This window comes from Streptomyces sp. NBC_00873, assembly GCF_045207415.1.
Taxonomy (GTDB): Bacteria; Actinomycetota; Actinomycetes; order Streptomycetales; family Streptomycetaceae; genus Streptomyces.
Genome location: NZ_CP108803.1, coordinates 3,454,500 through 3,475,295, shown reverse-complemented (window position 1 = coordinate 3,475,295; position 20,796 = coordinate 3,454,500). Strand labels below are relative to the sequence as shown.

The following is a 20,796-nucleotide window of genomic DNA, read 5'->3' as shown; positions in this document are numbered from 1 at the left end:
ACCGACGGTTGCCAGTCTGTCGCAGACTGTCAACCTGTTGGGAGTGGCCTGTGACTTTCGGTGAGCAGCCCGCCTATCTACGCGTTGCGAGCGATCTGAGAGAGAAGATCGCCAATGGTTCGCTGCCGCCGCATACGCGCCTGCCGTCGCAGGCCCGTATCCGCGAGGAGTACGGAGTCTCCGACACGGTCGCGCTGGAGGCGCGCAAGGTGCTGATGGCCGAAGGGCTGGTCGAGGGACGCTCCGGTTCCGGTACGTATGTGCGCGAGCGCCCGGTCCCGCGTCGCATCGCCCGTTCCGGATACCGTCCGGGCACCGGTGCCAGCCCGTTCCGCCAGGAACAGACGGCGGACGGGGTGCGGGGGACGTGGGAGTCCCGCAGCGAGCAGGAAGGGGCGAGTCCGGAGATCGCCGAACGGCTCGGCATCGAGGCGGGTGACCGGGTGATGCGTACCAGATACATCTTCCGGGAAGCGGGGGAGCCGATGATGCTCTCCACCTCCTGGGAGCCCCTCGCTGTCACGGGGCGCACGCCGGTGATGCTTCCGGAGGAGGGCCCGTTGGCCGGCTGCGGGGTGGTTGAGCGGATGGCCGCGATCGATGTCGTCGTGGACAACGTGGTCGAGCAGGTGGGCGCGCGCCCGGGGCTGGCGGAGGAGCTCCTGGCGCTCGGCGGTGTGCCGGGTCATGTGGTGATGGTGATCGGGCGTACGTACTACGCATCGGGGCGGGCGGTCGAGACGGCGGATGTGGTGGTGCCCGCCGACCGCTACCGGATCGCCTACCACCTTCCTGTCAGGTGAGCGGCGGTTCGCGCGCTGGTGGGCTTCGTCGCGGGCCCGCTGTCGAGCCCTCGGTCGAGCTCGGTGCCGGTCTCCTTGCCGAGCGCTCCCGCGGGATTTTTCCGGACCCCCGGCGGGCTCGCGGCCGGGATTTCTGTCGAGTGACCGATACCCGGACGGACTGTCCGGGGCCCCTGACGGCGAGTTGACGCCTACTCGGTTCCCGTATATTCCGATCGCCCGGGCCTGTCAGCAAACTGCTGTGTTTCTACTCGAACGTGGGCATCGCCCGGATCGCAGCCGTCGCCGCCGACCTGGTCATCAACGGGCGGATCGGTCCGAGTCCCCGGTACATCGAGTTCAAGCGCGCCTACCTCTACGCCGCGAGGTACTGGGGGCGCATCCGAGTGGATGCGCCCCTTCGCATTGGCCGGGATCTGTATCTCTTTGTGTAATTACTTATCCGTTGCGTAAAGGTCAGGCGTACGCTCGGGCATATGCGTACTGCGGTTTCCGGGGGATCCTTAGAGACGTGCACGCCGCTCAGGCGAGGGGCCCAATGCTCGGGAGGGACACGATGAGCGACGGCGGTGCCGTGCTCCCTTGGCTGGTGATACGGCAGGACGACAACGGCAATCGGTACCGCGTCGGCAGGTATGCCACGCAGGACGAGGCGCAGAAGATCGCCGACAAACTCGACAACCGCGGACACGAGCAGCTCTATTGGGTGGAGCGCATCGGGCAGAGCGCCCGGCCGTGACCGACGGCCGGCTACGGGGGTGGTACGGGGCGGGGCGGGGCCTGTGAGGGGCGGAGCCGGGAACTACGCTCCGGGCTATGAGTGATCGCGTGGTGGTGGCCGGAGCCGTCTATGACCAAGGGCGCCTGCTGGCCGCGCGTCGCAGTGCCCCGCCGGAGCTGGCCGGCCGCTGGGAGCTGCCCGGTGTTCATTAGGCAAGTCCTTTGTCGGGACGTATGTTGTCGGGCTCCGGGTGGGTGCTGTGGCGCGTCCCGGTAGGGTCCCATTCGACCGGAATGCGGATGAGTGGAAACGGGACATTGTCAGTGCTGATCGACACGGTGGCGTGGGTGCGGATCGAGAACGGCCGCATCCTGTGTGCGCGTCCACGCGGCAAGGATGTCTTCTACATTCCCGGCGGCAAGCGCGAGGGGGCGGAGAGCGACGTCGAGACCCTGCTGCGTGAGGTCAAGGAGGAGCTCACCGTTCCGCTCGACCCCGACACCGTCGTCCACGTGGGCACGTACGAGGCCGGTGTCCCGGAGCTTCCAGCGGGCGCGGTCGTGCGGATGGCCTGCTACACCGCCGAGTACCAGGGGGAGTTGGCCCCGAGCAGTGAGATCGAGGAGATGGCCTGGTTCTCATACGCGGACCGGGACTTGGTGCCGCCCGTCGATCAGTTGCTCTTCGACGACCTGGCGGCTGGCGGCGAACTGGTCTGAGACCGAGGTCCTGGGCGAAGTCTCAGCGGAGCGCCCTCACTACTCACGCCTCAGGCCGTTCATGGATGGGGCCGCGGAGCAGCTGGGGGAGTAGTGCGGAAACGGTGGCAGGAGAAGCCACAGGGCCGAGGGGCAGGGGGCTGGCGTCGTCCAAAGCTGGATCTCCGTGTGCATCCAGTGGAGCGCAATGCCAGCCGTCCGTCATCCTCCAGAACACCACCAGTCCGTGCGTCCACGCATCGCTGTCCGGACCTGAGGTGATCGGCGTCCAGTAGAGGGCGATTGCGCGTGCCTCATCCCATCGTTCATTCGGTGGGCAGCGAGAGCTGCCAAGGGCATCGACGACGGCATCGGCGTACTGCAGCATCTCTGCATAGCCCAGCAGCCCGCTACCCTCGGCGCCGGTCATCGGGCTCTCCCTCTCTGGGTCGCGTCGCTGATTTTGGCGTGCCATCGGCCGCTGCCAGCATCCTCTCTTCGGGCCTGCCCTGCCGGAAGGACGTCACACTTCAGCGGTCCAGGTACCAACGGGGTGTTCGTCCGGCCTCAGCCACAGCTGAGGTTGTGACTGCCGGTGGCCTTCCTCAGTCTGTTCTTCCCAGTGGAAACGGCCCTCCGCGTCGGGCCACGCGACTTGCAGTACCGGGAAAGGGGGGCGCCGGTAGAACCTGATTGCTCGTCCGAAGTACGTCCGGTACCAGCGGAGGTCTGCGACTCTGAGCACCACCGGGTGGCTTGCGGTGACGTCCTGGTGCTCTTGGCCGTCGTCCAGTGGCGTGCCGGCGGCGGCCCGGTCTCCGAGGGTGTTGAGCATGCGGTGCATGTCGTGAACATCAAGTCCGAACATCGCGAGTTCAGGGACGCTGTGGGTGTGTGCGAGGCCGATCGTGTAAGCGAATCCGGGGCCGATGTCGTCCTCGGGAACCATGACGACATGCCATCCGTGCCGCGCTACGTTCTCGACGATCATCAGGTCTGCCGGGTCTGCTTCGTCGCGGTCACCGTAGTCGTGGCAGAGAACACAGCGGCATTCGAAAGGATCACGGGGCATGTGGTGAGACTACGGTGACCGCGTGCTGGGATCGCTGCTAGCTCCCCGTAGGGCAACTAAGCGGGCTTTCAGTGCCGGGGGCCAGGCCGTCGCCGGGTTGGCAGGCTGGTGATGCGCGCGGGCCCGGAGCCTTCACGTGCTGCCTGCAGTTCCAGGTCGAGTTCGGCGACGAGTCGGCGAAGGGCCGCGGTGATCGCGCGCTCCTTGGCCAGCGCCGATGCGGTGTCCGCCAGCTTCTGCTTCAACTGGGAGTTCTCGTCGGACAGCGACTGTGCGACCACCGGAGTGTGCTGGCTGCGGGAGGGGACCAAGTTCTACCTCCGGCTGCAGATGGAGTCCGGACAACTGACCTGGTCGACGGTGATGCAGCACCGCGTGAACACGGCACGCTTCGCCGCATTCGTGGCCAAACGCGGAGTCGACCACCCCGCCCTGGCGGACGGCTCTGAGCGGAGCCTGCGCTCGCTCGCGCTGGACTTCGGCACCTTTCTGCACCACTGGCAGCGCGAGACGCCGGGCCGTGCCGAGGTCGGCGGCAGCCTCCAGCCGAGGACGATCAACAAGAACCTGCAGACGATCGACCTGTTCTACCGGGTCATGACCGACTGCCGCACTGAGGCCGCCGAAGCCCTGGACGATGCCCGGTGGCTGGCGCTCACCGACAGCCACGCCCGCATGTTCCGCCCCGGCGACCGGCCCCGGCAACGCGAGGTCCGCGAGGCCGACGAACGCAACTACATCAACGACACCGACCTCAGCAGCATGCTCACCCACATCGAGCTCCTCGGCCTGCCAGCCGAGCAGACTCGCACCGTCGTCCGCGACGCCCGCCAGGTCGAGCTGGCCGGACTCGGACATCCCGCAGTCATGCGGGCCTGGCTCATCCAGGCCATGACCGGACGCCGGGCAAGCGAAGTGCTGATGATGGACTTCGAACCGCTCTCCGAAATCCCCGGCCTGGACGCCGCCGCCGTCCCCGAGGGAGGGATGGTCGCCCGGCTCCGCTACCAGCAGACGAAGATCGACGCGGCACCGAACACCATCCTCGTCGGCCGCGACGTCGTCGAGATCATCCGGGAACAGCAAGCATGGGTGCGCGAGCACTGGCACCTGGGCCCTGCCGACACCATCCGCTACCTGTTCCCGAAGACCACCGGCAACCGGCACGGCACCAAGTCCTGGGAGACCAGCAACTACAACCACGTCCTGAAGGACTTCAGCCACCACCTGGACCTGCGCGACTCACGCGGTGAGCTCCTCCTCTACTCACGCAGCCACAGGCTCCGCCACACCAAGGCGACCACCCTGATCAACGCCGGCGCCCCCATCCACGTCGTCCAGCGCTACCTCGGCCACCTCTCTCCGGAGATGACGATGCGATACGCGGCGACCCTCGCAAGCACCGCCGAGCGCGAGTTCCTCGCCCTGGCCAAGATCGGGCGCGACGGGAGAGAGATTGGCATGGACCGCCGCGACATGCTCGACCTGGTGCAGCTCGACCGCCGCACCGACCGCATCCTGCCCAACGGCTACTGCCTGCTGCCACCCACCCGGTCCTGCGACAAGGGAAACGCCTGCCACGGCTGCGACCACTTCGCCACCGACCGCACCTTCCTGCCGGACATCCAGCGCCAACTCGCCGAGACCCAGTCTCTGGTCGCCACCCGGCAGGCCCGACACACCGAGCGCTACGGCGAGCCGATGAGCGGGACAAACGTCTGGATGGAACAGCGCGACGCCGAGATCCGCAGCATGCAGCTGGAGATCCTCGCCCTCGAAGCCCAGCCAGCCGACAGCACCACCGTCGTCCGCGGCGCCGGAGTGCTCGGCCGCACCGGCTACCAGGACGCCGCCGGCGCCTCGGACAGCAAAGGGGCGTCACGCTCATGAGCGAGCGGCTGAACGAAACGGCCCCGGAAGCCGTGGCTCCTGCTGACCGGCGGATCGCCGCCCTGCGGCAGGCCGCCCAGGACAAGCACCAGCATGCCGTCCAACGGGCGGAGGCGGGCATCCGAAGGCTGATCAAGGAGGGCGAGGAGATCAACTTCCGGGCCGTCGCTCGTGCGGCGGGGGTCAGCCTGGACTTCCTCTATGCCCACACCGACCTGCGCAAACGCATCGAAGCCCTGCGCGGCCAGCAACGGACCGCGGACCGGCCTGCCCCTCAGGCGCCCTCAGCCGACGACGGCACGGTCATCCATGCCCTTACCGAAGCTCTCCGTCGTGAGCGCACCACACACCGCGAGCGCGTCCAAGAACTCGAACAGCGACTGGCCGCCGCACACGGCGAGATCCTGCGCTTGCAACGCGTGATCCAGTCACACGGCCCAGGGCTGTGACAGCACTCTCCGGGCTGCAGAACCTACGATCCAGAGCGCAATCCCAGAGCACTGTGCTCCACCACGCCCGCGGGAAGATCGCTTTTCCCCGAAGCCCGGGCAGTCAACTCCACGAGACCGGCCCGGAGGTCGGCGGCGGGCTCACCAAGGATGATCGCGCTGATGATCAGTTCCATCATCAGACAGTCGTACTCGTCGCCCGTTCTCCGATAGCGCTCCCCATCGGCCTCCACCACAGCAGAGGCGATCCTCCTCCCACGACCAGCCGCGGGGGCAAAGGACACCTCATAGACGCCGTGACCGGTCCAACTCCGGTGCATGAAAAGGACATCGCCTTCAACGAAGACGTTCCACTTCTCATCCATGTCCCGGGCTCGATATCCGCGCTGGATCCGGTCCCAGTCCTCGTCAGTCCAGACACGATCCGGCAACTGAGACACCGGCCGGGGCGTGCTGATCGGGTGGAGGCGCCGGAACGACTCTCGGGTGAGCGGGGCATCGGCAGTCATGACGTGATCCTACGGAAGCACCACTCCAACAGGACAGCGGATTACCTCCAAGAGCAGGCAACCTGGGCGGAGGGCGCCCTTCAGCCGCCTTCCCGACGCGTCCGCAGCGTCCTGAACAGCAGCTTTGCATGAATCCCTCACCACTACCCCAGATAACTCAACGACTTCGACTTCTCGAAGAACCCGAACATTCCGCAGGAGGTGATCAACACCCTCATGCAGCCCGCCTGGGTCCAGGCCGGCAACCCGCTCTGCCTGATCGGTGACTCCGGCACCGGCAAGTCGCACCTGCTGATCGGGCTAGGCACCGCGATCGCTGAGGCCGGCGGGCGCGTCCGTTACACCACCGCGGCGAACCTGGTGAATGAGCTGGCCGAAGCCGCGAGCGACAAGCAGCTGGGCCGCACGATCAAGAAGTACGGCCGGGTGGACCTTCTCTGCCTGGACGAGCTCGGCTACGTCAAGCTCGACCGGCACGGCGCCGAGTTGCTGTTCCAGATCTTCACCGAGCGCGAGGAACGGCACGCGATCGCGATTGCGTCGAACCGGCCGTTCACCGAGTGGGACCAGACCTTCACCGACAAGCGGCTCTGCCAGGCCATCGTCGACCGCCTCACCTTCGAGGCCCACATCATCGAGACCGGCACCCAGTCGTTCCGCCTCGCCAGCACCACCGCCAAGCGCAAGGCGGCAGCAGCCTGACTCCGGCGGCCCGGGGCAATGGCTCACACGTCCCAGTCCCCGGGCCTCGGCCATTGCAGGAACTCGAAGGCACATTGCCCACCTGCAGCACGAACTACGCTGACGTCGTGTCACCCTCGGGCTGGATAAGGCTCACCAAAGGGCAAGGAATGCGGCGCCGACTGGCGATCGTATGCAGCCACGTCATCAGGCGCCCGCTCCTGATCCTCGTCCTCGCGGGGCTGGCCTTCCTCATCACCAGGTCCGGCAAGGACTTCCCCGTGCTCTATGGCATGGCCCCCCTTGGAGCCGTTCTGATCTCCTGGAGCATGGGCCGCTACCGCTCGGTCGATCCCACCGAAGAGACCGGCGATGGACCCCAAACCCAGGACGCAGATACGACTCGATCGGCAGCGGCGTTGGGGACCAGCGGTACAGCCGTTGGCGCTAGGCATTTGATCAAGGTCTTCTAGCACAGGTGATCGGCCTGCTGCGGGGTACTGGGCCGCTACAGCTTCACCGCCTCCACCCCGGCCGGCGGCCTGCGGCCGCTGCGCGACCCGGACGCCGCGGCGCTCGACGACGATGACGATGACGATGACGATGACGGCGGTGCAGCGGAGTGAGCGTCCCCGGTCAGTCTCCGCAGCCGCAGCCGGTCGCAGACTTTGCTTCGGCGGCTGCTGCAGAAGGGTCGGCGGCCTACTCGTGGTCAGTGCAGAGGTGGGCAATCAGGGCCGCGCAGGCCCACTCCTCCCAGGCGTCGGGGGACCAGCCCCGGTTGCGGACAAAGATCAGGTACAGCTCCGGGCTGAGAAGCCCGTACAGCAGGTCGGCGGCGCGGGCGGTGTCGACGTCGGGGCGGGCGTCAGGCTTGGAGGTCAGGGCCTTCGCTGCGGCGTGCTGAACGGTATAGCGCGGGTCGGGGCCGGCGGGCCACTGCGCGGCGATCTCCGGGTCCGTGGCTGCGGCAGTCGCGATCAACGGCATGATCGGGGCGACACGGCCGAGGATGTCGCGTACACCCCGTACGTGGGCGCGCAGTTGCCCGGCCGCGGTGGGCTCGGCGCACGCGGCGCGGAACCAGTCGCGGTCCATCGTGGCGACCGGTTCGACGTCGCCCGCGATGGACGTGTCGACGACGTCCTTGAACAGCGCGCGCTTGTTGCGGAACACGAAGTACACGGTTTGGACGGCCACACCCGCGCGATCCGCAATCTCCTGAAGGCTTGTCGCGCCGTACCCCTGTGCGACGAACAGCTCCCGCGCCGCCGCAACGATCTTCTCGCGGGTACGCCGCGAGCGCTCGGCCCGCTTGTCGGGGCGCTTGACGTTCTGTCCGTCGGATCCCTTGACTGCATCCATGCCGGGAGTCTATCTCTAGAGTCAGACATTAGAGATGAACTCTAATTTCTTGGAGGGGTAGCGATGAGTGAAACTCGGACGGCTGCGGAGCTCGACCAAGAGGCGTCTGTGCGCCGCGTGTTGGAGGACTTCTACCGGGACGGCAAGCCGCCGTGGGACAGCGGCATCACGCCGCCCGAGCTGGTGGCCCTGATAGAGGGGCCCGGCGCGCTGATGGCGGGCCGGGTGCTCGAACTCGGCTGCGGCACCGGGACCAACGCGGTGTACCTGGCCCGGCACGGCTGGCGGGTGACGGCCGTCGACCTGGTCGACCGCGCGGTCCGGCAGGCGAGGGAGAAGGCCGACGCGGCCGGAGCGGACGTCACGGTGCTGTGCGGGGACGCCACCCGACTCGACGAGGTGGGCGTGCCCGGCCCGTACGACCTGTTCTTCGACCTGAGCTGCTACTGCGGGATTCCACCGCACCGCCGCGACGCCTACGCCGCCGGCCTCACCAAGCGTGCCGCCCCCGGTGCACGATTGCTGATGTTCGGGTACGGGCCCGGGGCGTTTGACGACTCGTGGTCCGGCGTCACTGCGGACGAACTCAGCGCCAGGTTCGCTGGGTGGCAGCTGGCCGACGTGACGCCCGGCACGAACCCGGTCCCGACTTTCTGGTTCACGCTGCGCCGCGCCGCCGCCACGGCATGAGCTCAGTCGCACCGGGCAGCTTCGGGCCGCGGATGTCGCGCGCGGCCGTTCTCATAAATGAGGAGATGTGAGAGGGCGGTTCGCGAGTTGATGTCCGTTTCCGGGTGAGGGTGAGACAGGGCTACTGGTCGCGGTGCTCGGTCGGGTTGCTGCTTCGCGGTGAAGCTGCCGGTGTCGGCCTCGGTGAGGTCGTCGAGTTTGACCAGGCGTTTCAGCTTGGCGCGGGTGCATTCGATGTTTCGAACTGCCCTCTGAGATCTCCCTAAAGTAGTTGTTACTAAGCTAATAGGGGTGTTGCGCCAGTTCCGGGTCTGAGATCCTTCCGCCATGGCGATTCCCGGATTTGATATCGCTGGCTTCCTCGCCGAACGGGGCAGGCCCGCCAGTGTCGCTGCGGTGACCCGCGGAGGTCGGCCGGCACTCGCGACGATGTGGTACGCCTTCTGGGAGGAGAAGTTCTGGTTTCATACCCCGTCGAGGAAACCGATAGAGAGCCCATTCCTCGTCGCCGCAGGTCAGGGCGGCGATATCTCTGTCATGGTGGCCAGCTTCGCTCCACCCGACGACGTGCGCCAGCTGCGTGCCACTGGTCCTGCCCAGCTGGAACCAGCAGATATCGGGCGAGTGCGATCCCTGTACCTCCGCTATGTCGACGGCTGGAGTGAACTCTGGGAACAGCAAGCGTCGTCCCCGGATTACCGCTTGTGGTCGATGACACCGGAACGAGGCATGGCCGTCGCTTATCCGGAACTACGCGGAGCTGCTGAGTACCGGTGGTCGCAGCTCGAAGACATTCGCGATTTTATGTCCGTTTCCGGGTGAAGGTGAGACAGAGCTTCTGGTCGCGGTGCTCGGTCGGGTCACTGCTTCGCGGTGAAGCTGCCGGTGTCGGCCTCGGTGAGGATGCCGAGTTTGACCAGGCGTTTCAGCTTGGCCCGGGTGCCTTCGATGTTCTTCGGCAGCAGCTCGTGGTCGAGGGCTCGGCAGATGTCTTTGGCCCGCAGCGGCCCGGTCGTGTCGTTGAGGATGGCGAGGATGCGGGGGTAGTCCGGGTGCTCGGGCAGGTCCGGGGGGCCGACCGGAAGCCGGTCGGCAAGGCCGGTGACAGTCTTCCGGGTGATTGCGAGGTGTTCGAGGTGTGTCTCGGCCTCCCGTAGCCGGGTCTGCAGTTGGCCGATCTGCGCTCGGAGGTCGTCGGCCTGGGCCCGGGCGGCACCCTCCTGGATGTGCAGCGCGTCAAGCAGGGGCTGGATGTTCATGCGGAAACCGCCTGTGGGTCGCGCCAGGTAGAGGCGTTTGTGCCGGTGAGGCGGCGGGCCATGACGTGAGTCATCGCCCAGTAGACGCGGGAGACGGACGAGGATGGATGGTGTTCGTAGTCGCGGACCATACGGCGGTGCAGTATCAGGATTCCGTAGGTCTGCTCGACCCTCCATCGTTTCGGCTGCGGCACGAAGCCCTTGTCCTGTGGGTTACGTTCGACGATCTCGACGTCAATGCTCAGGCTGGCACCGTGCGCGATGACCTGGTTCTTGAAGCCTTGGTCAACCAGGGCCTTCTCGACGGTTCCGCCGGCGTGTTCGGCAACCTGGTCCAGCAGGGCGATGCCCGCGGCGTTATCGTGCGTGTTCGCGGCGAGGACGACCACTGCGATGACCAGGCCGAGGACGTCCACGGCCAGTCCGCGCTTGCGGCCGGGCACCCGCTTGGCCGGATCCCGGCCGGTCGTGGCGGCGGGGACCCCGGCGGCCGCGTGGACACTCTGGGTGTCCAGCACCACCAGGGTCGGGTCCTCTAATCGGCTGGCCCGCTCCCTGACCTGGCAGCGCAGGAGCTCATGGATGACCCGGTCGGTCCCGTCGTCCCGCCAGGCGGCGAAGTAGTAGTACGTCGCACTCTTCTGCGGAAGGTCGTGCGGGAGATAGGCCCACTGACAGCCGGTCCGCCCCTGATAAAGGATCGCGTTCACGATCTCCCGCATCCGGTAGGCGCCCTGATGGCCGCTGACCGAGCGATGCCGGTCCTTCCACGCAGTGATCACCGGCTCGATCAACGACCATTGCTCGTCCGATAAGTCACTCGGATATGGCTTGCGTTCACTCACCCCGCCACCTCAACAGGCCGCAGGCGGCGGACCAGCAGTTTCCGTCCTCGCTCACACCATCAGGCGACCACAGAACCTGCGAGGTAGTTCTGAGGACCGCCGCCAGAAGCCCGTGACCTGCGGAGGTAGGGCTTAACGCCATCCGCTGCGCGATTGGTCCCCAAGGCCGGGCAGGCAGCGCCCTCCGCTGGCAATCCTGCGAGCCCCTTGCCCACGGGCGGGCGCCAACAAGGCGCCCGCCCGTCCGCATTCCTGTCAGGGGAAGCAGCCGGGCGGGCTCCGTGGAGCACACGCTACCGGCCGCCGCGGACCCCCATCTGCACCTGACCGCCTCCGTCCCAGGACACCCACGAAACGTCACCCGATCGAGGGTGGGGCCAGAACAATCCGTTCCTCTTGGAACCCTCCCGAACCCATCACCCACATGGGTCAAAAGTGGGGCCAAAGCAACTCGTTCTAGTGGGGCCAAAACAAAACTGCCCGGCGAAAACACGCCGTGCTGGGCGAAGATGCGCACCAGCGTGTCCACGCCCGCCTTCTCGTCGTCGTCGAGCAGCGCCATCAGATACGAGATCTGAAGGCCGGTGAAGGGCTCCAGGTAGTGGTCCCGCGTGGTGTCCGGGTGGCGGTGTCCCAAGAGCACGGCCAGTTGTAGCCAGATGTCCCCGAGCTGGTCGCGGAAGTCCTCGATCTCGTCGGGGGAGAAGCCCTTCAGGCGGCGTTCCTCCAGCAGCGAAAGGATCGAGAACCACTTCAGGGCGAAGGAGTGCCGGCACATGTGCGGCGTCGCCCACAGCGGACATTCACGCCGCACCTGCTCGCGCTCTGCCTTGCCCAGTCGCCCTTCCGGATCGGCCTTGTTCAGCCATGCCTCGGCGATTCGTCGGTTTGCCGCGTCGAACGTGTCCTCCCAGCTGTGCGGCCGCTTCGGCAGCCCGTTCACCGACAGCCACACCCACAGCGGCTCAAGTCCTTGCGGCGTACGGCGAAACAGCAGCCGACGATCTTCCGGCGAGAGCTCGTCCAGGGGCACGGGATCGGAGCCGTGCGCCGTGGCGACGTACACCTGCCTGGTGCGGGGATTGTGGCCCGTCACGATGCGCACGCCGTACAGCTGCTCGTACCGGCCCCGCCGCTGTGCGCGCTGGATCACTCCGCCCTGGACCCCTCCAGCGGATCCAGATAGCCCTCGGCCGACTGCAGTACCCGCCGGGGAATCCAGTACGTACGCCCGTCGCGGCCACCCTTGACGCACTTCGCCGCGAGCCAGGCTGTTCCCATTCGTTCGCGCCCCGATGCCGGAAGTTCGACGTCGAGGACGCTCGCCCACTCGCGCAGGCGGAGCCCGGTCCCGTACAAGCCGTCCACGAATGCCGCGTCCCGGTCCTCATTGAACCCGCCGCCGTGCCGCCCCGAACGCCGCAGTCCGTCGAAGCCGTAGCCCCGCAGACCGATGTCGCGCCACTGCTCCAGTGCTTCCCGGAGCAGCCACTTGACCTGACGGCTCGTGGACCCCGCCGGACGCAGTGGGTCCCGGTGGGCCCGGCCGTACGCCTGTCGTGGAGATGCCTCGTCATCGGCACGCACGGTCGAGACCGGGTTCGTGATGTCGAACCGTGAACTCGCCCAGGTGTAGAAGCTGTTGAGTCCTGCCCGGTCAGTGTCGAAGGAGGTGGCCTTCACCCGTTCCTCGTTGCGCGAGTCGGTGATGCGCCAGTCCTTGAACGCCTCGACGTCCCGGACAGTGGCCCTGTCCCACACGGTGCCGATGGCGTCCAGGAAGTCGAGCCACACCACGAGCGTGTACGCGTAGCGCCGCCAGGTCCCCGGCTGGGACGTCGCCATGCGGCCCTCGCGGAAGAAGAGGTTGATCCGGGCGTCCGGACGGCCCGACGGCGACAGGATGACCGGGGTGCCGTGGCGGGCTCCGTTGAGAGTGGCTCTGGAGCACAGATCACCCAGATCCGGGATTCCGAGATCTTCGGTGGTGAGTGACGGGGCGGTGAAGTCGTAGAAGTCGACGGTCCAGTGTTCCAGTACGTTCACGTGCGCAGCTCCGAGGCAGAGGCGTAACGAACCGACAGCAGAGAGTAGCCTAGAGAACCGGTGGAAAGCTGGAGCCGGGGGAGAGCGGCGAACAGGCGCTCGTACGTGAACTCCGCGAGGAACTCGGCGTCGAGGCCGAGCCGCTGGAGCGCATCCCCGGCGAGTGGCCGCTGGGGCCCGGATACGTACTCCGGGTGTGGACCGCTCGAGTGGTGTCCGGCGTGCCGGCGCCGCTCCAGGACCACGACGAGCTGCGCTGGCTCGGGCCCGGCGAGGGTGACGAGGTCGACTGGCTGGATCAGGACCGGCCCGCCGTTGCCGAAGCCATGCGCCGCCTCCCGACCGGATCCGCGTCGACCGGATCCGCGTCGACCGGATCCGCGTCGACCGGGACCGCGTCGACTGGATCCGCGCCGACCCGGAGCCTGCCGGGCGGCGCGCGCCGCTGATCGGGCACTCCCTCTGTGTGCGTTGCGCGCACGTCGCCATACGCCCGTACGCCCTACGCGTCGATTCCGGCGATAGGCCGCCCCAAATATCGGGTATGTGCTGATTAGCCCCCGTAAACAGGACGTTCCTCGTTGCTGGTCTTGGGAAGTGATCGGCGTGATCGATACCGAAGGCGACTGCGCCGAGTGGACCTTTCCGGCAGTGCCCGGCGCCGTGCGTACTGCTCGGCATGCGGTCCACGAGGCGCTGCGGGGGTGGGGGCTCGACGCGGCCGTCGGTGATGTGACCGTCCTGCTGGTCAGCGAGCTGGTGACCAATTCCTTGCGCTACGCCTCGGGCCCCATCGGGGTACGGCTGGTGCGTCCGCGCCTCGATGGCGAGGCTCCGGACGACCGCCCCGGACTGCTTGTGGAAGTCTCCGATCCGCTTCCGGATCCGCCCACCGAACGTGCTGCCGCACCCGACGACGAAGGCGGCCGAGGACTGCAGCTGGTGGCCTGTTCCGCACGCCGCTGGGGGACCCGGCGCGGAAAGAGTGGCAAGACGGTGTGGTTCGAGCTGGCCCTCCCTGGTTAGGAGTGGGGTGGGACGCACAGCGATCACCAGAGGTCGGGCAGAACCTGGCTGAAAGGGACTGTGGCCGTGCTGTGATCGTGAACGCCGTGTCGGTAAGCGCCGTAGTGCTGAATACTGCGGGCAGGACCGGTCCGGTGTGTGAGCTGGAGGGGACGGTCGCGTGAGCGAAATACCTGGGACAGCGGGCGACGTCGTGTGGCAGAGCAGCCCGCCTGGCTCGATCTATGACTACATCAGGGTCGCCTCCTTCTCGATCGGCCCCGACGGGCTGATCGAGCAGTGGAGCCGCCGGGCCGCCGGCCTCTTCGGCATTGCCGCGCACGAGGCGGTGGGCAGGGACCCGGTCGAGACCTTCATGCCCGCAGAGCTGCGCACCGGCGGTCACCGCCGGGTCGGCGAGATACTCGATGGCAAGGAGTGGACGGGCCTCGTCCCCTTCCGGATGCCGGGCGAGGACGCCGTGCACGGTCTCGCCGAGGTCTATGTCATGCCCAGCGAGACGGAGAGCGGGGAACCGGCCGCCCTCTGTATCGTCGTGGACGTCCGCGCCCTGCGGCGTATCGAGACGGACCTTGCGGCATCGCAGGCCATTTTTGGTCAATCTCCCTTCGGTTTCGTGCTGTTCGGCACAGACTTCACGGTCGTGCGCGCCAACCAGCGCTTCGCCACCGTCTTCGGCGGCCAGGCCGACGACCACCGCGGCCGCACGGTCGACGACTATCTCGCCCGCCCCGAGGCCGAGCGGCTCACCGCCACACTCAGGCGTGTTCTGGAGACCGGGGACTCCGTCACCGATCTCCAACTCGTCGGCACCGCACCGGGCGACTCCGAGAGCCGCCACTGGTCGATGAACCTCTACCGCGTGCACAGCGGAGCAGGCCGTCCCATCGGCATAGCCGGACTGGCCACCGATGTCACCCGCCGACACATCGCCGCCCGCGAGGCCGCCAGCGCCCGCCGCAACCTTGCCTTGCTCAACGAGGCCGGCGCCCGCATTGGTAACTCCCTCGACCTGGAGACCACCGCCCGCGAACTCCTCGGCGTCGCTGTACCCGGCTTCTGTGACCTCGCCTCGGTCGACCTCTACCAGGGGCTGCTCACCGGTGACGAGGCCCCGCCCGGCAGTTGGGGCTCGCTCCACCACGAGTCCGTCGGCGGATCCGCAGAACTGCGCCGTGTCGCCTTCGCCAGCGCCGTGTCGGAGGTCCTGCCGGCCACTGCCTCGGACAGCGCCTCGACCGACGGTGCCACCGACCCGCCCGCCCTGGGCGCCGTTCACCGCTACTCCTTCAACTCCCCCTGTTCCATAGCCCTGCGGACCGGCCAGATCAAGGACGTCCCCGGCGACGACCGCGGCTTCGTCCAGGCCACCCTTGCCGTTCCGATGGTCGCGCATGACACCGTCGTCGGCCTCGTCCAGTTCTCTCGCACCAAGGGCAGCGAACCCTTCGGCGAACGCGACCGGGCCCTCGCCACCGAACTCGCCGCCCGCGCCGCCGTCTGTATCGACAACGCCCGCCTCTACCGGCGCGAGCACGAACGCGCGCTCATCCTCCAGCGCAGCCTGCTGCCACCGGGCGATCCCGAGGCCGCCGGTCTCGACATCGCCTGCCGTTATCTCCCGGGCAACACCGCGACCGAGGTCGGCGGCGACTGGTTCGACGTGATCGAACTCCCCGGACACCGCACCGCCCTGGTGGTCGGCGACGTCATGGGCCGTGGACTGCGGGCCGCCGTCGCCATGGGCGAACTGCGCACCGCAGTAAGGACCCTGGCCCTCCTCGACCTGGAACCCGCCGAGGTGCTCTCCGCCCTCGACGAGGTCGCCCGCGGTCTGGGCACCCCCGGTGTCAGCACCCCCTCCGACGGCCTCGGCGGCGCCCAGTGGCCGTCACGGGCGTCCCACAAGGCCCCGGATGCAGATCTCTCCGAGGTCTACCTGGCGACCTGTGTCTACGCCGTTTATGACCCGGTCACCCGGCGGTGCACCTTTGCCAACGCCGGACATCTCCCCCCTGTTGTGGTCGAGCCGGGCGAACCTGCCCTGCTGCTCGACGTCCCACCCGGGATGCCGCTCGGCGTCGGCGGCGAACCCTTCGAGGAAGTCGAGGTCGAACTGAAGGAGGGCGCCCTCGTCGCCCTCTACACCGATGGTCTCGTCGAGTCCCGCGACCACCCGCTCGACGAAGGACTGCGGGCACTGCGCAACGCCCTCATCGAACCCGAGCTCCCGCTCGAGGACGTCTGCGACCACGTACTGACCACCCTCGACACCCGGCACGGTGAGGACGACATCGCCCTGCTGATGGCCCGCATCCAGGGGCTGCCGGTCGACGCGGTCGGCGACTGGCGGCTGCCGCGCGAACCCCGCTCCGTCGGCCGCGCCCGCGAACTGGCCCGTCGGCAACTGCTCGCCTGGGAACTCGATGACCTGGTGGACACCACCGAACTCCTCGTCAGTGAGCTGGTCACCAACGCTCTGCGCTACGGCGAGGGCGAGATCCGGCTCAGGCTGCTGCGCGACCGTACGCTCGTGTGCGAGGTATGGGACGCAGGTCTCGTCCAGCCGCGGCGACGCCGAGCACGCGACACGGACGAGGGCGGGCGCGGGCTGCAGCTGGTCGGGCTGCTGAGTGCGGCCTGGGGTTCGAGGCGGACTCCGCGCGGCAAGACCGTCTGGTTCGAACTGCCGCTGCCCGATGGGGAGCCGGCCGCAGAGCGCACGGTCGAGCAGCTGCTGAGCATGTTCTGAGCGCGGGACCGGGACGTGGCGTCAGAACGGCCGCCGCTCCGGGTGCGGCGGTCATGATGCCGTTTTCATGCCGCATCCGCCACCACGCCTCCCGTCGCCACGGATGACCGGGCGCGCGGATTGGGAGGGTCCGGCGCAACAGGTCCGGAAGGGCCGTTGCAGCAGCCCGGGGGATCGCCTGGGCCGGTGCCGCGGCGATCATTCCCTGGTCGAGGGCGAGCATGTAGTCACTGACCCGTCCGGTGCGGACATCGACGGAGTCCCGGAAGCCGTAACCGTCGTGGTAGGCGCCGAAGTCGCGGTCGAGCGCCCGCAGGTTGGCGATCGCCTCCACCGGCGCGTACGGCAGGGTGAGGAACGAGGCGTGCGGGGTGACCGGCGAGACGGACACCACCGAGGCGATCGTCAAGCTGCTCGGCTGACCGGCATCAGAGGCCCTCCCGCCGACGGATCCTGTTCCCCAGCCACACCAGCGGGTCGTACTTGCGGTCCACCGCCCGCTCCTTCAGCGGGATCAGCGCGTTGTCCGTGATCTTGATGTGCTCGGGGCAGACCTCCGTACAGCACTTCGTGATGTTGCAGTAGCCCAGCCCGTGCTCCTCCTGCGCCGTCGCCTTCCGGTCGAGTCCCGACTCGGCGGCGGCGTCCAACGGGTGCATGTCCAGTTCGGCGACCCGCATCAGGAAGCGCGGTCCGGCGAACGCCGCCTTGTTCTCCTCGTGGTCGCGGACCACATGGCAGGTGTCCTGGCAGAGAAAGCACTCGATGCATTTGCGGAACTCCTGCGAACGCTCCACATCGACCTGCTGCATCCGGTAGTCGCCCGCCTTCACCCCTTCCGGCGGTACGAAGGCGGGCACTTCCCGGGCCTTGGTGTAGTTGAAGGTCACGTCCGTCACCAGATCGCGGATCACCGGGAACGCCCGCAGCGGAGTGACGGTGATCGTCTCGTCCCGGTCGAACACCGACATGCGGGTCATGCACATCAGTCGCGGCCGTCCGTTGATCTCCGCGCTGCACGACCCGCACTTGCCCGCCTTGCAGTTCCAGCGCACCGCCAGATCGCCCGCCTGGCCGGACTGGATCCGGTGGATGATGTCGAGGACGACCTCACCGTCGTTCACCTCGACCGAGAAGTCCTGCAGGTCACCGCCGTCGGTGTCGCCGCGCCAGACCCTGAACCGGGCTTCGTAGCCGCTCACTCGTACAGCTCCTCTTCGGCGAGGTACTTGACCAGCTCCTCCTTGTCGAAGAGGGAGAGCAGGTCCGGTCGGATGGGTTCGGTCGTCTTCCGTACGAGTTCGATCCGGCCGCCCAGCGGCAGGGCGCCGTCGTCGGACAGCCGGCAGAGCAGATTGACCGGCCGCCAGGAGCGCTCCATCGTCGGACAGTCCTCGCGGGTGTGACCGCCGCGGCTCTCCGTGCGTTCCAGCGCGGCCCGGGCGATGCACTCGCTGACCAGCAGCATGTTCCGCAGGTCCAGGGCGAGGTGCCAGCCCGGGTTGAACTGGCGGTGGCCCTCGACACCGGCGCGGCGCGCCCGTATCCGCAGCTCGGCGAGGTTCTCCAGCGCCTGTTCCATCTCGGGTGCCCGCCGGATGATGCCGACCAGGTCGTTCATCGTCTGCTGGAGTTCCTGGTGGAGGGTGTACGGATTCTCCGCCGGCCCCCCGGCGGCGTCAGGTTCCTCGGCGCTGAACGGACGCAGTGCCTCCGCCGCCGCCGCGTCGATCTGTTCCTCGTCCACCACCGGCGGGTCACCGATCCTGCTCGCGAACTCGGCGGCGTGCAGCCCGGCGCGTCGGCCGAAGACCAGCAGGTCGGAGAGGGAGTTCCCGCCGAGCCGGTTGGAGCCGTGCATGCCGCCCGCGACCTCGCCCGCCGCGAACAGACCGGGCACGGCGACGGTTGCCGCGGTGTCCGAGTCGACGGCGATTCCGCCCATCACGTAGTGGCAGGTCGGGCCGACCTCCATCGCCTCCGCCGTGATGTCGACATCCGCCAGTTCCTTGAACTGGTGGTACATCGAGGGCAGCCGCCGCCTGATCGTCTCGGCCGGCATCCGGGTGGACACGTCCAGGAAGACGCCACCGTGCGGTGAGCCGCGGCCTGCCTTCACCTCGGAGTTGATGGCGCGGGCGACCTCATCGCGCGGCAGCAGCTCGGGCGGGCGGCGGTTGTGGTCCGGGTCTTCGTACCAGCGGTCGCCCTCCTCCTCCGACTGCGCGTACTTCTCCTTGAACACATCGGGGACGTAGTCGAACATGAACCGTTTGCCCTCGGAGTTGCGCAGCACCCCGCCGTCCCCGCGCACCGACTCGGTGACGAGGATCCCCTTCACCGACGGGGGCCAGACCATGCCGGTCGGATGGAACTGTACGAACTCCATGTTCAGCAGGGGTGTGCCCGCCAGCAGCGCGAGGGCGTGGCCGTCGCCTGTGTACTCCCAGGAGTTCGACGTGACCTTGAAGGACTTGCCGATGCCGCCGGTGGCGAGGACGACCGCGGGCGCTTCGAGGACGAAGAAGCGGCCGGACTCGCGCTCGTAGCAGAAGGTCCCGCTGACCCTCTCGCTGTCCTTGAGCACCCGCGTGACGGTGCACTCCTGGAAGACCTTCAACCGGGCTTCGTAGTCGCCGTGCTCGCGGTGGTCCTCCTGTTGCAGCGAGACGATCTTCTGCTGGAGGGTGCGGATCAGTTCGAGGCCGGTACGGTCCCCGACGTGGGCGAGCCGCGGGTACTCATGGCCACCGAAGTTGCGCTGGGAGATCTTTCCGTCCGGCGTACGGTCGAAGAGCGCCCCCCAGGTCTCCAGCTCCCAGACCCGGTCCGGCGCCTCCTTGGCGTGCAGCTCCGCCATCCGCCACTGGTTGAGGAACTTCCCGCCGCGCATGGTGTCGCGGAAGTGCACCTGCCAGTTGTCCCCGGAGTTCACATTGCCCATGGAGGCGGCAATTCCGCCCTCCGCCATGACCGTGTGTGCCTTGCCGAAGAGCGATTTGCAGATGACCGCGGTACGGGCCCCGCGCTCCCGCGCCTCGATGGCGGCGCGCAGCCCGGCGCCTCCGGCACCGACCACGACGACGTCCCACTGCTGCCGTTCGAGTTCAGTCATTCAGAAAAACCTCGGATCGTCGAAGGCGCCGGAGGCGACGAGATACACGTAGAAGTCGGCGAGCGCCACGCTGATCAGGGAGGCCCAGGCGAGGAGCATGTGCCGAGCGTTCAGCCGGCCCACCCAGCCCCACAGCCGGTAGCGCACGGGGTGCTTGGAGAAGTGCCGCAGCCGTCCGCCGATGATGTGCCGGCAGGAGTGGCAGGACAGGGTGTACGCCCAGATCAGCGTGATGTTGATCAGGAAGATCAGGGAGCCGAGGCCCATGTGGCCCCAGGCGTAGTGCTCGTCGCGGAAGGAGAGCACAGTGTCGTAGGTGAGGATCCCGGCGACCGGCATCGCGGCGTAGAAGAAGTACCGGTGGATGTTCTGCATGATCAGCGGGAAGCGGGTCTCGCCGGTGTACGTCGTGTGCGGCTCGGCGACCGCGCAGGCCGGGGGTGAGGCCCAGAAGCCCCGGTAGTAGGCCTTGCGGTAGTAGTAGCAGGTCAGCCGGAAGCCGAGCGGGAAGATCAGGATCAGCAGGGCGGGGGAGAGGCCCCACCAGCTGCCGAAGATTTCCCAGTTCGGGCCGTGCCGCATGGGGGCGCAGTTCTCCGCCAGACAGGGCGAGTAGAACGGCGACACATAGGGGGCGGCGTAGTAGTCGGCGTTCGAGAAGGCCCGCCAGGTCGAGTAGACGATGAAGGCGAGGAGCCCGCCCGCGGTGACCGCGGGCGCCAGCCACCAGCGGTCGGTCCGCAGATGGCGGGCGGCGATGGCGGCCCGTGAGGCGTCGTGCACGCCGGACGGCCGGGTGGTACGTGCGCCGTGCCGCGTGGGGGCCTTGCGTCGAGATGGTTCCGTACCTGGTTCTGTGCCGGTGGCCAAGGAAC

Annotated in this window: 22 protein-coding genes and 4 pseudogenes; 13 read left to right on the top strand and 13 right to left on the bottom strand. The window is 67.8% G+C overall.

Annotation, left to right across the window (positions count from 1 at the left end):
- The first annotated feature begins 50 nt into the window (after positions 1-50).
- The 5 genes and pseudogenes from OH809_RS15575 (at position 51) to OH809_RS15555 (ending at position 2,243) form a co-directional block, all read left to right on the top strand.
- Positions 51-803 carry a GntR family transcriptional regulator gene (locus OH809_RS15575; protein ID WP_406421824.1) on the top strand — a complete coding sequence of 251 codons (753 nt, stop codon included), beginning with the start codon at positions 51-53 and terminating at the stop codon, positions 801-803.
- A gap of 257 nt (positions 804-1,060) precedes the next feature.
- The gene (locus tag OH809_RS15570; protein WP_406421825.1) at positions 1,061-1,237 is read left to right on the top strand and encodes a hypothetical protein; all 177 of its coding nucleotides are present in this window, start codon (positions 1,061-1,063) and stop codon (positions 1,235-1,237) included.
- Positions 1,238-1,359: 122 nt separating this feature from the next.
- Positions 1,360-1,542, top strand: a complete 183-nt coding sequence (locus tag OH809_RS15565; RefSeq protein WP_406421826.1) for an SPOR domain-containing protein — start codon at positions 1,360-1,362, stop codon at positions 1,540-1,542.
- Between the two features lie 77 nt (positions 1,543-1,619).
- Positions 1,620-1,727: pseudogene (locus OH809_RS15560) on the top strand (DNA mismatch repair protein MutT); the annotation flags it as partial.
- Between the two features lie 96 nt (positions 1,728-1,823).
- On the top strand, positions 1,824-2,243 hold the full coding sequence (locus tag OH809_RS15555; RefSeq protein ID WP_406421827.1) for an NUDIX domain-containing protein: 420 nt from the start codon (positions 1,824-1,826) through the stop codon (positions 2,241-2,243).
- A 43-nt stretch (positions 2,244-2,286) separates the two neighbouring features.
- Here OH809_RS15555 and OH809_RS15550 read toward each other — a convergent pair whose 3' ends face one another.
- The 3 genes from OH809_RS15550 to OH809_RS15540 all read right to left on the bottom strand — a co-directional run bounded on the left by OH809_RS15550 (position 2,287) and on the right by OH809_RS15540 (position 3,539).
- Positions 2,287-2,652, bottom strand: a complete 366-nt coding sequence (locus OH809_RS15550; protein WP_406421828.1) for a hypothetical protein — start codon at positions 2,650-2,652, stop codon at positions 2,287-2,289.
- Positions 2,653-2,745: 93 nt separating this feature from the next.
- Positions 2,746-3,294: a DUF4262 domain-containing protein gene (locus OH809_RS15545; protein WP_406421829.1), complete on the bottom strand. Its 549-nt coding sequence runs from the start codon at positions 3,292-3,294 to the stop codon at positions 2,746-2,748.
- 68 nt (positions 3,295-3,362) lie between these two features.
- Positions 3,363-3,539, bottom strand: a complete 177-nt coding sequence (locus OH809_RS15540) for a hypothetical protein (RefSeq protein ID WP_406515247.1) — start codon at positions 3,537-3,539, stop codon at positions 3,363-3,365.
- On the opposite strand from OH809_RS15540, the gene OH809_RS15535 reads away from it, so the two are divergent.
- Positions 3,517-5,184, top strand: coding sequence for a tyrosine-type recombinase/integrase (locus OH809_RS15535; protein ID WP_406515246.1), 1,668 nt, complete (start codon positions 3,517-3,519; stop codon positions 5,182-5,184). The two genes, OH809_RS15540 and OH809_RS15535, sit on opposite strands and share 23 nt — an antisense overlap.
- Positions 5,181-5,633 (top strand): DUF6262 family protein, encoded by a 453-nt coding sequence (locus OH809_RS15530; protein ID WP_406421832.1) that lies wholly within the window; start codon positions 5,181-5,183, stop codon positions 5,631-5,633. Before OH809_RS15535 ends, OH809_RS15530 begins: the two co-directional genes overlap by 4 nt.
- Positions 5,634-5,656: 23 nt before the next feature.
- Here the strand turns inward: OH809_RS15530 and OH809_RS15525 are convergent, their stop codons facing one another.
- Complete coding sequence (locus OH809_RS15525; protein ID WP_406421833.1) at positions 5,657-6,142, bottom strand: hypothetical protein; 486 nt, start codon at positions 6,140-6,142, stop codon at positions 5,657-5,659.
- Positions 6,143-6,298: 156 nt separating this feature from the next.
- Between OH809_RS15525 and OH809_RS15520 the strand changes: the two are divergent.
- Positions 6,299-6,844 (top strand): annotated as a pseudogene (locus OH809_RS15520) (ATP-binding protein); the annotation flags it as partial.
- Positions 6,845-7,525: 681 nt separating this feature from the next.
- On the opposite strand, the gene OH809_RS15515 reads toward OH809_RS15520, so the two are convergent.
- A complete protein-coding gene (locus OH809_RS15515; protein WP_406515245.1) occupies positions 7,526-8,188 on the bottom strand; it encodes a TetR/AcrR family transcriptional regulator in 663 nt (220 codons plus the stop codon).
- A 63-nt stretch (positions 8,189-8,251) separates the two neighbouring features.
- Here OH809_RS15515 and OH809_RS15510 point away from each other — a divergent pair, with 63 nt between their 5' ends.
- Complete coding sequence (locus OH809_RS15510; RefSeq protein ID WP_406421835.1) at positions 8,252-8,878, top strand: class I SAM-dependent methyltransferase; 627 nt, start codon at positions 8,252-8,254, stop codon at positions 8,876-8,878.
- 327 nt (positions 8,879-9,205) lie between these two features.
- Entirely contained in the window at positions 9,206-9,700 is a 495-nt protein-coding gene (locus OH809_RS15505) for a hypothetical protein (protein ID WP_406421836.1), read from the top strand.
- A gap of 38 nt (positions 9,701-9,738) precedes the next feature.
- Here OH809_RS15505 and OH809_RS15500 read toward each other — a convergent pair whose 3' ends face one another.
- From OH809_RS15500 to OH809_RS15485, 4 genes are read right to left on the bottom strand one after another with little or no spacing between them, the layout of a single operon-like run.
- A complete protein-coding gene (locus tag OH809_RS15500) occupies positions 9,739-10,137 on the bottom strand; it encodes a hypothetical protein (protein ID WP_406515244.1) in 399 nt (132 codons plus the stop codon).
- A complete protein-coding gene (locus OH809_RS15495) occupies positions 10,134-10,982 on the bottom strand; it encodes an IS5 family transposase (protein WP_406421838.1) in 849 nt (282 codons plus the stop codon). Before OH809_RS15495 ends, OH809_RS15500 begins: the two co-directional genes overlap by 4 nt.
- Positions 10,975-12,135 carry a hypothetical protein gene (locus tag OH809_RS15490; protein ID WP_406515243.1) on the bottom strand — a complete coding sequence of 387 codons (1,161 nt, stop codon included), beginning with the start codon at positions 12,133-12,135 and terminating at the stop codon, positions 10,975-10,977. Before OH809_RS15490 ends, OH809_RS15495 begins: the two co-directional genes overlap by 8 nt.
- Positions 12,132-13,028, bottom strand: a complete 897-nt coding sequence (locus OH809_RS15485) for a site-specific integrase (RefSeq protein ID WP_406515242.1) — start codon at positions 13,026-13,028, stop codon at positions 12,132-12,134. The genes OH809_RS15490 and OH809_RS15485 overlap by 4 nt, the downstream gene beginning before the upstream one ends.
- A 59-nt stretch (positions 13,029-13,087) precedes the next feature.
- Here OH809_RS15485 and OH809_RS15480 point away from each other — a divergent pair.
- The 3 genes and pseudogenes from OH809_RS15480 to OH809_RS15470 form a co-directional block, all read left to right on the top strand.
- Positions 13,088-13,477, top strand: a pseudogene (locus OH809_RS15480) (NUDIX domain-containing protein); the annotation flags it as partial.
- 148 nt (positions 13,478-13,625) lie between these two features.
- Positions 13,626-14,054 (top strand): ATP-binding protein, encoded by a 429-nt coding sequence (locus OH809_RS15475; RefSeq protein ID WP_406421839.1) that lies wholly within the window; start codon positions 13,626-13,628, stop codon positions 14,052-14,054.
- Between the two features lie 193 nt (positions 14,055-14,247).
- A complete protein-coding gene (locus OH809_RS15470) occupies positions 14,248-16,806 on the top strand; it encodes a SpoIIE family protein phosphatase (protein ID WP_406516250.1) in 2,559 nt (852 codons plus the stop codon).
- Positions 16,807-16,857: 51 nt separating this feature from the next.
- On the opposite strand, the pseudogene OH809_RS15465 reads toward OH809_RS15470, so the two are convergent.
- From OH809_RS15465 to OH809_RS15450, 4 genes and pseudogenes are all read right to left on the bottom strand, one after another.
- Positions 16,858-17,182 (bottom strand): annotated as a pseudogene (locus OH809_RS15465) (glucoamylase family protein); the annotation flags it as partial.
- A 52-nt stretch (positions 17,183-17,234) separates the two neighbouring features.
- A complete protein-coding gene (locus OH809_RS15460) occupies positions 17,235-18,008 on the bottom strand; it encodes a succinate dehydrogenase/fumarate reductase iron-sulfur subunit (RefSeq protein ID WP_406515241.1) in 774 nt (257 codons plus the stop codon).
- Positions 18,005-19,921 carry a fumarate reductase/succinate dehydrogenase flavoprotein subunit gene (locus OH809_RS15455; protein WP_406421841.1) on the bottom strand — a complete coding sequence of 639 codons (1,917 nt, stop codon included), beginning with the start codon at positions 19,919-19,921 and terminating at the stop codon, positions 18,005-18,007. Before OH809_RS15455 ends, OH809_RS15460 begins: the two co-directional genes overlap by 4 nt.
- Positions 19,922-20,791: a hypothetical protein gene (locus OH809_RS15450; RefSeq protein ID WP_406421842.1), complete on the bottom strand. Its 870-nt coding sequence runs from the start codon at positions 20,789-20,791 to the stop codon at positions 19,922-19,924.
- Positions 20,792-20,796: the final 5 nt, after the last annotated feature.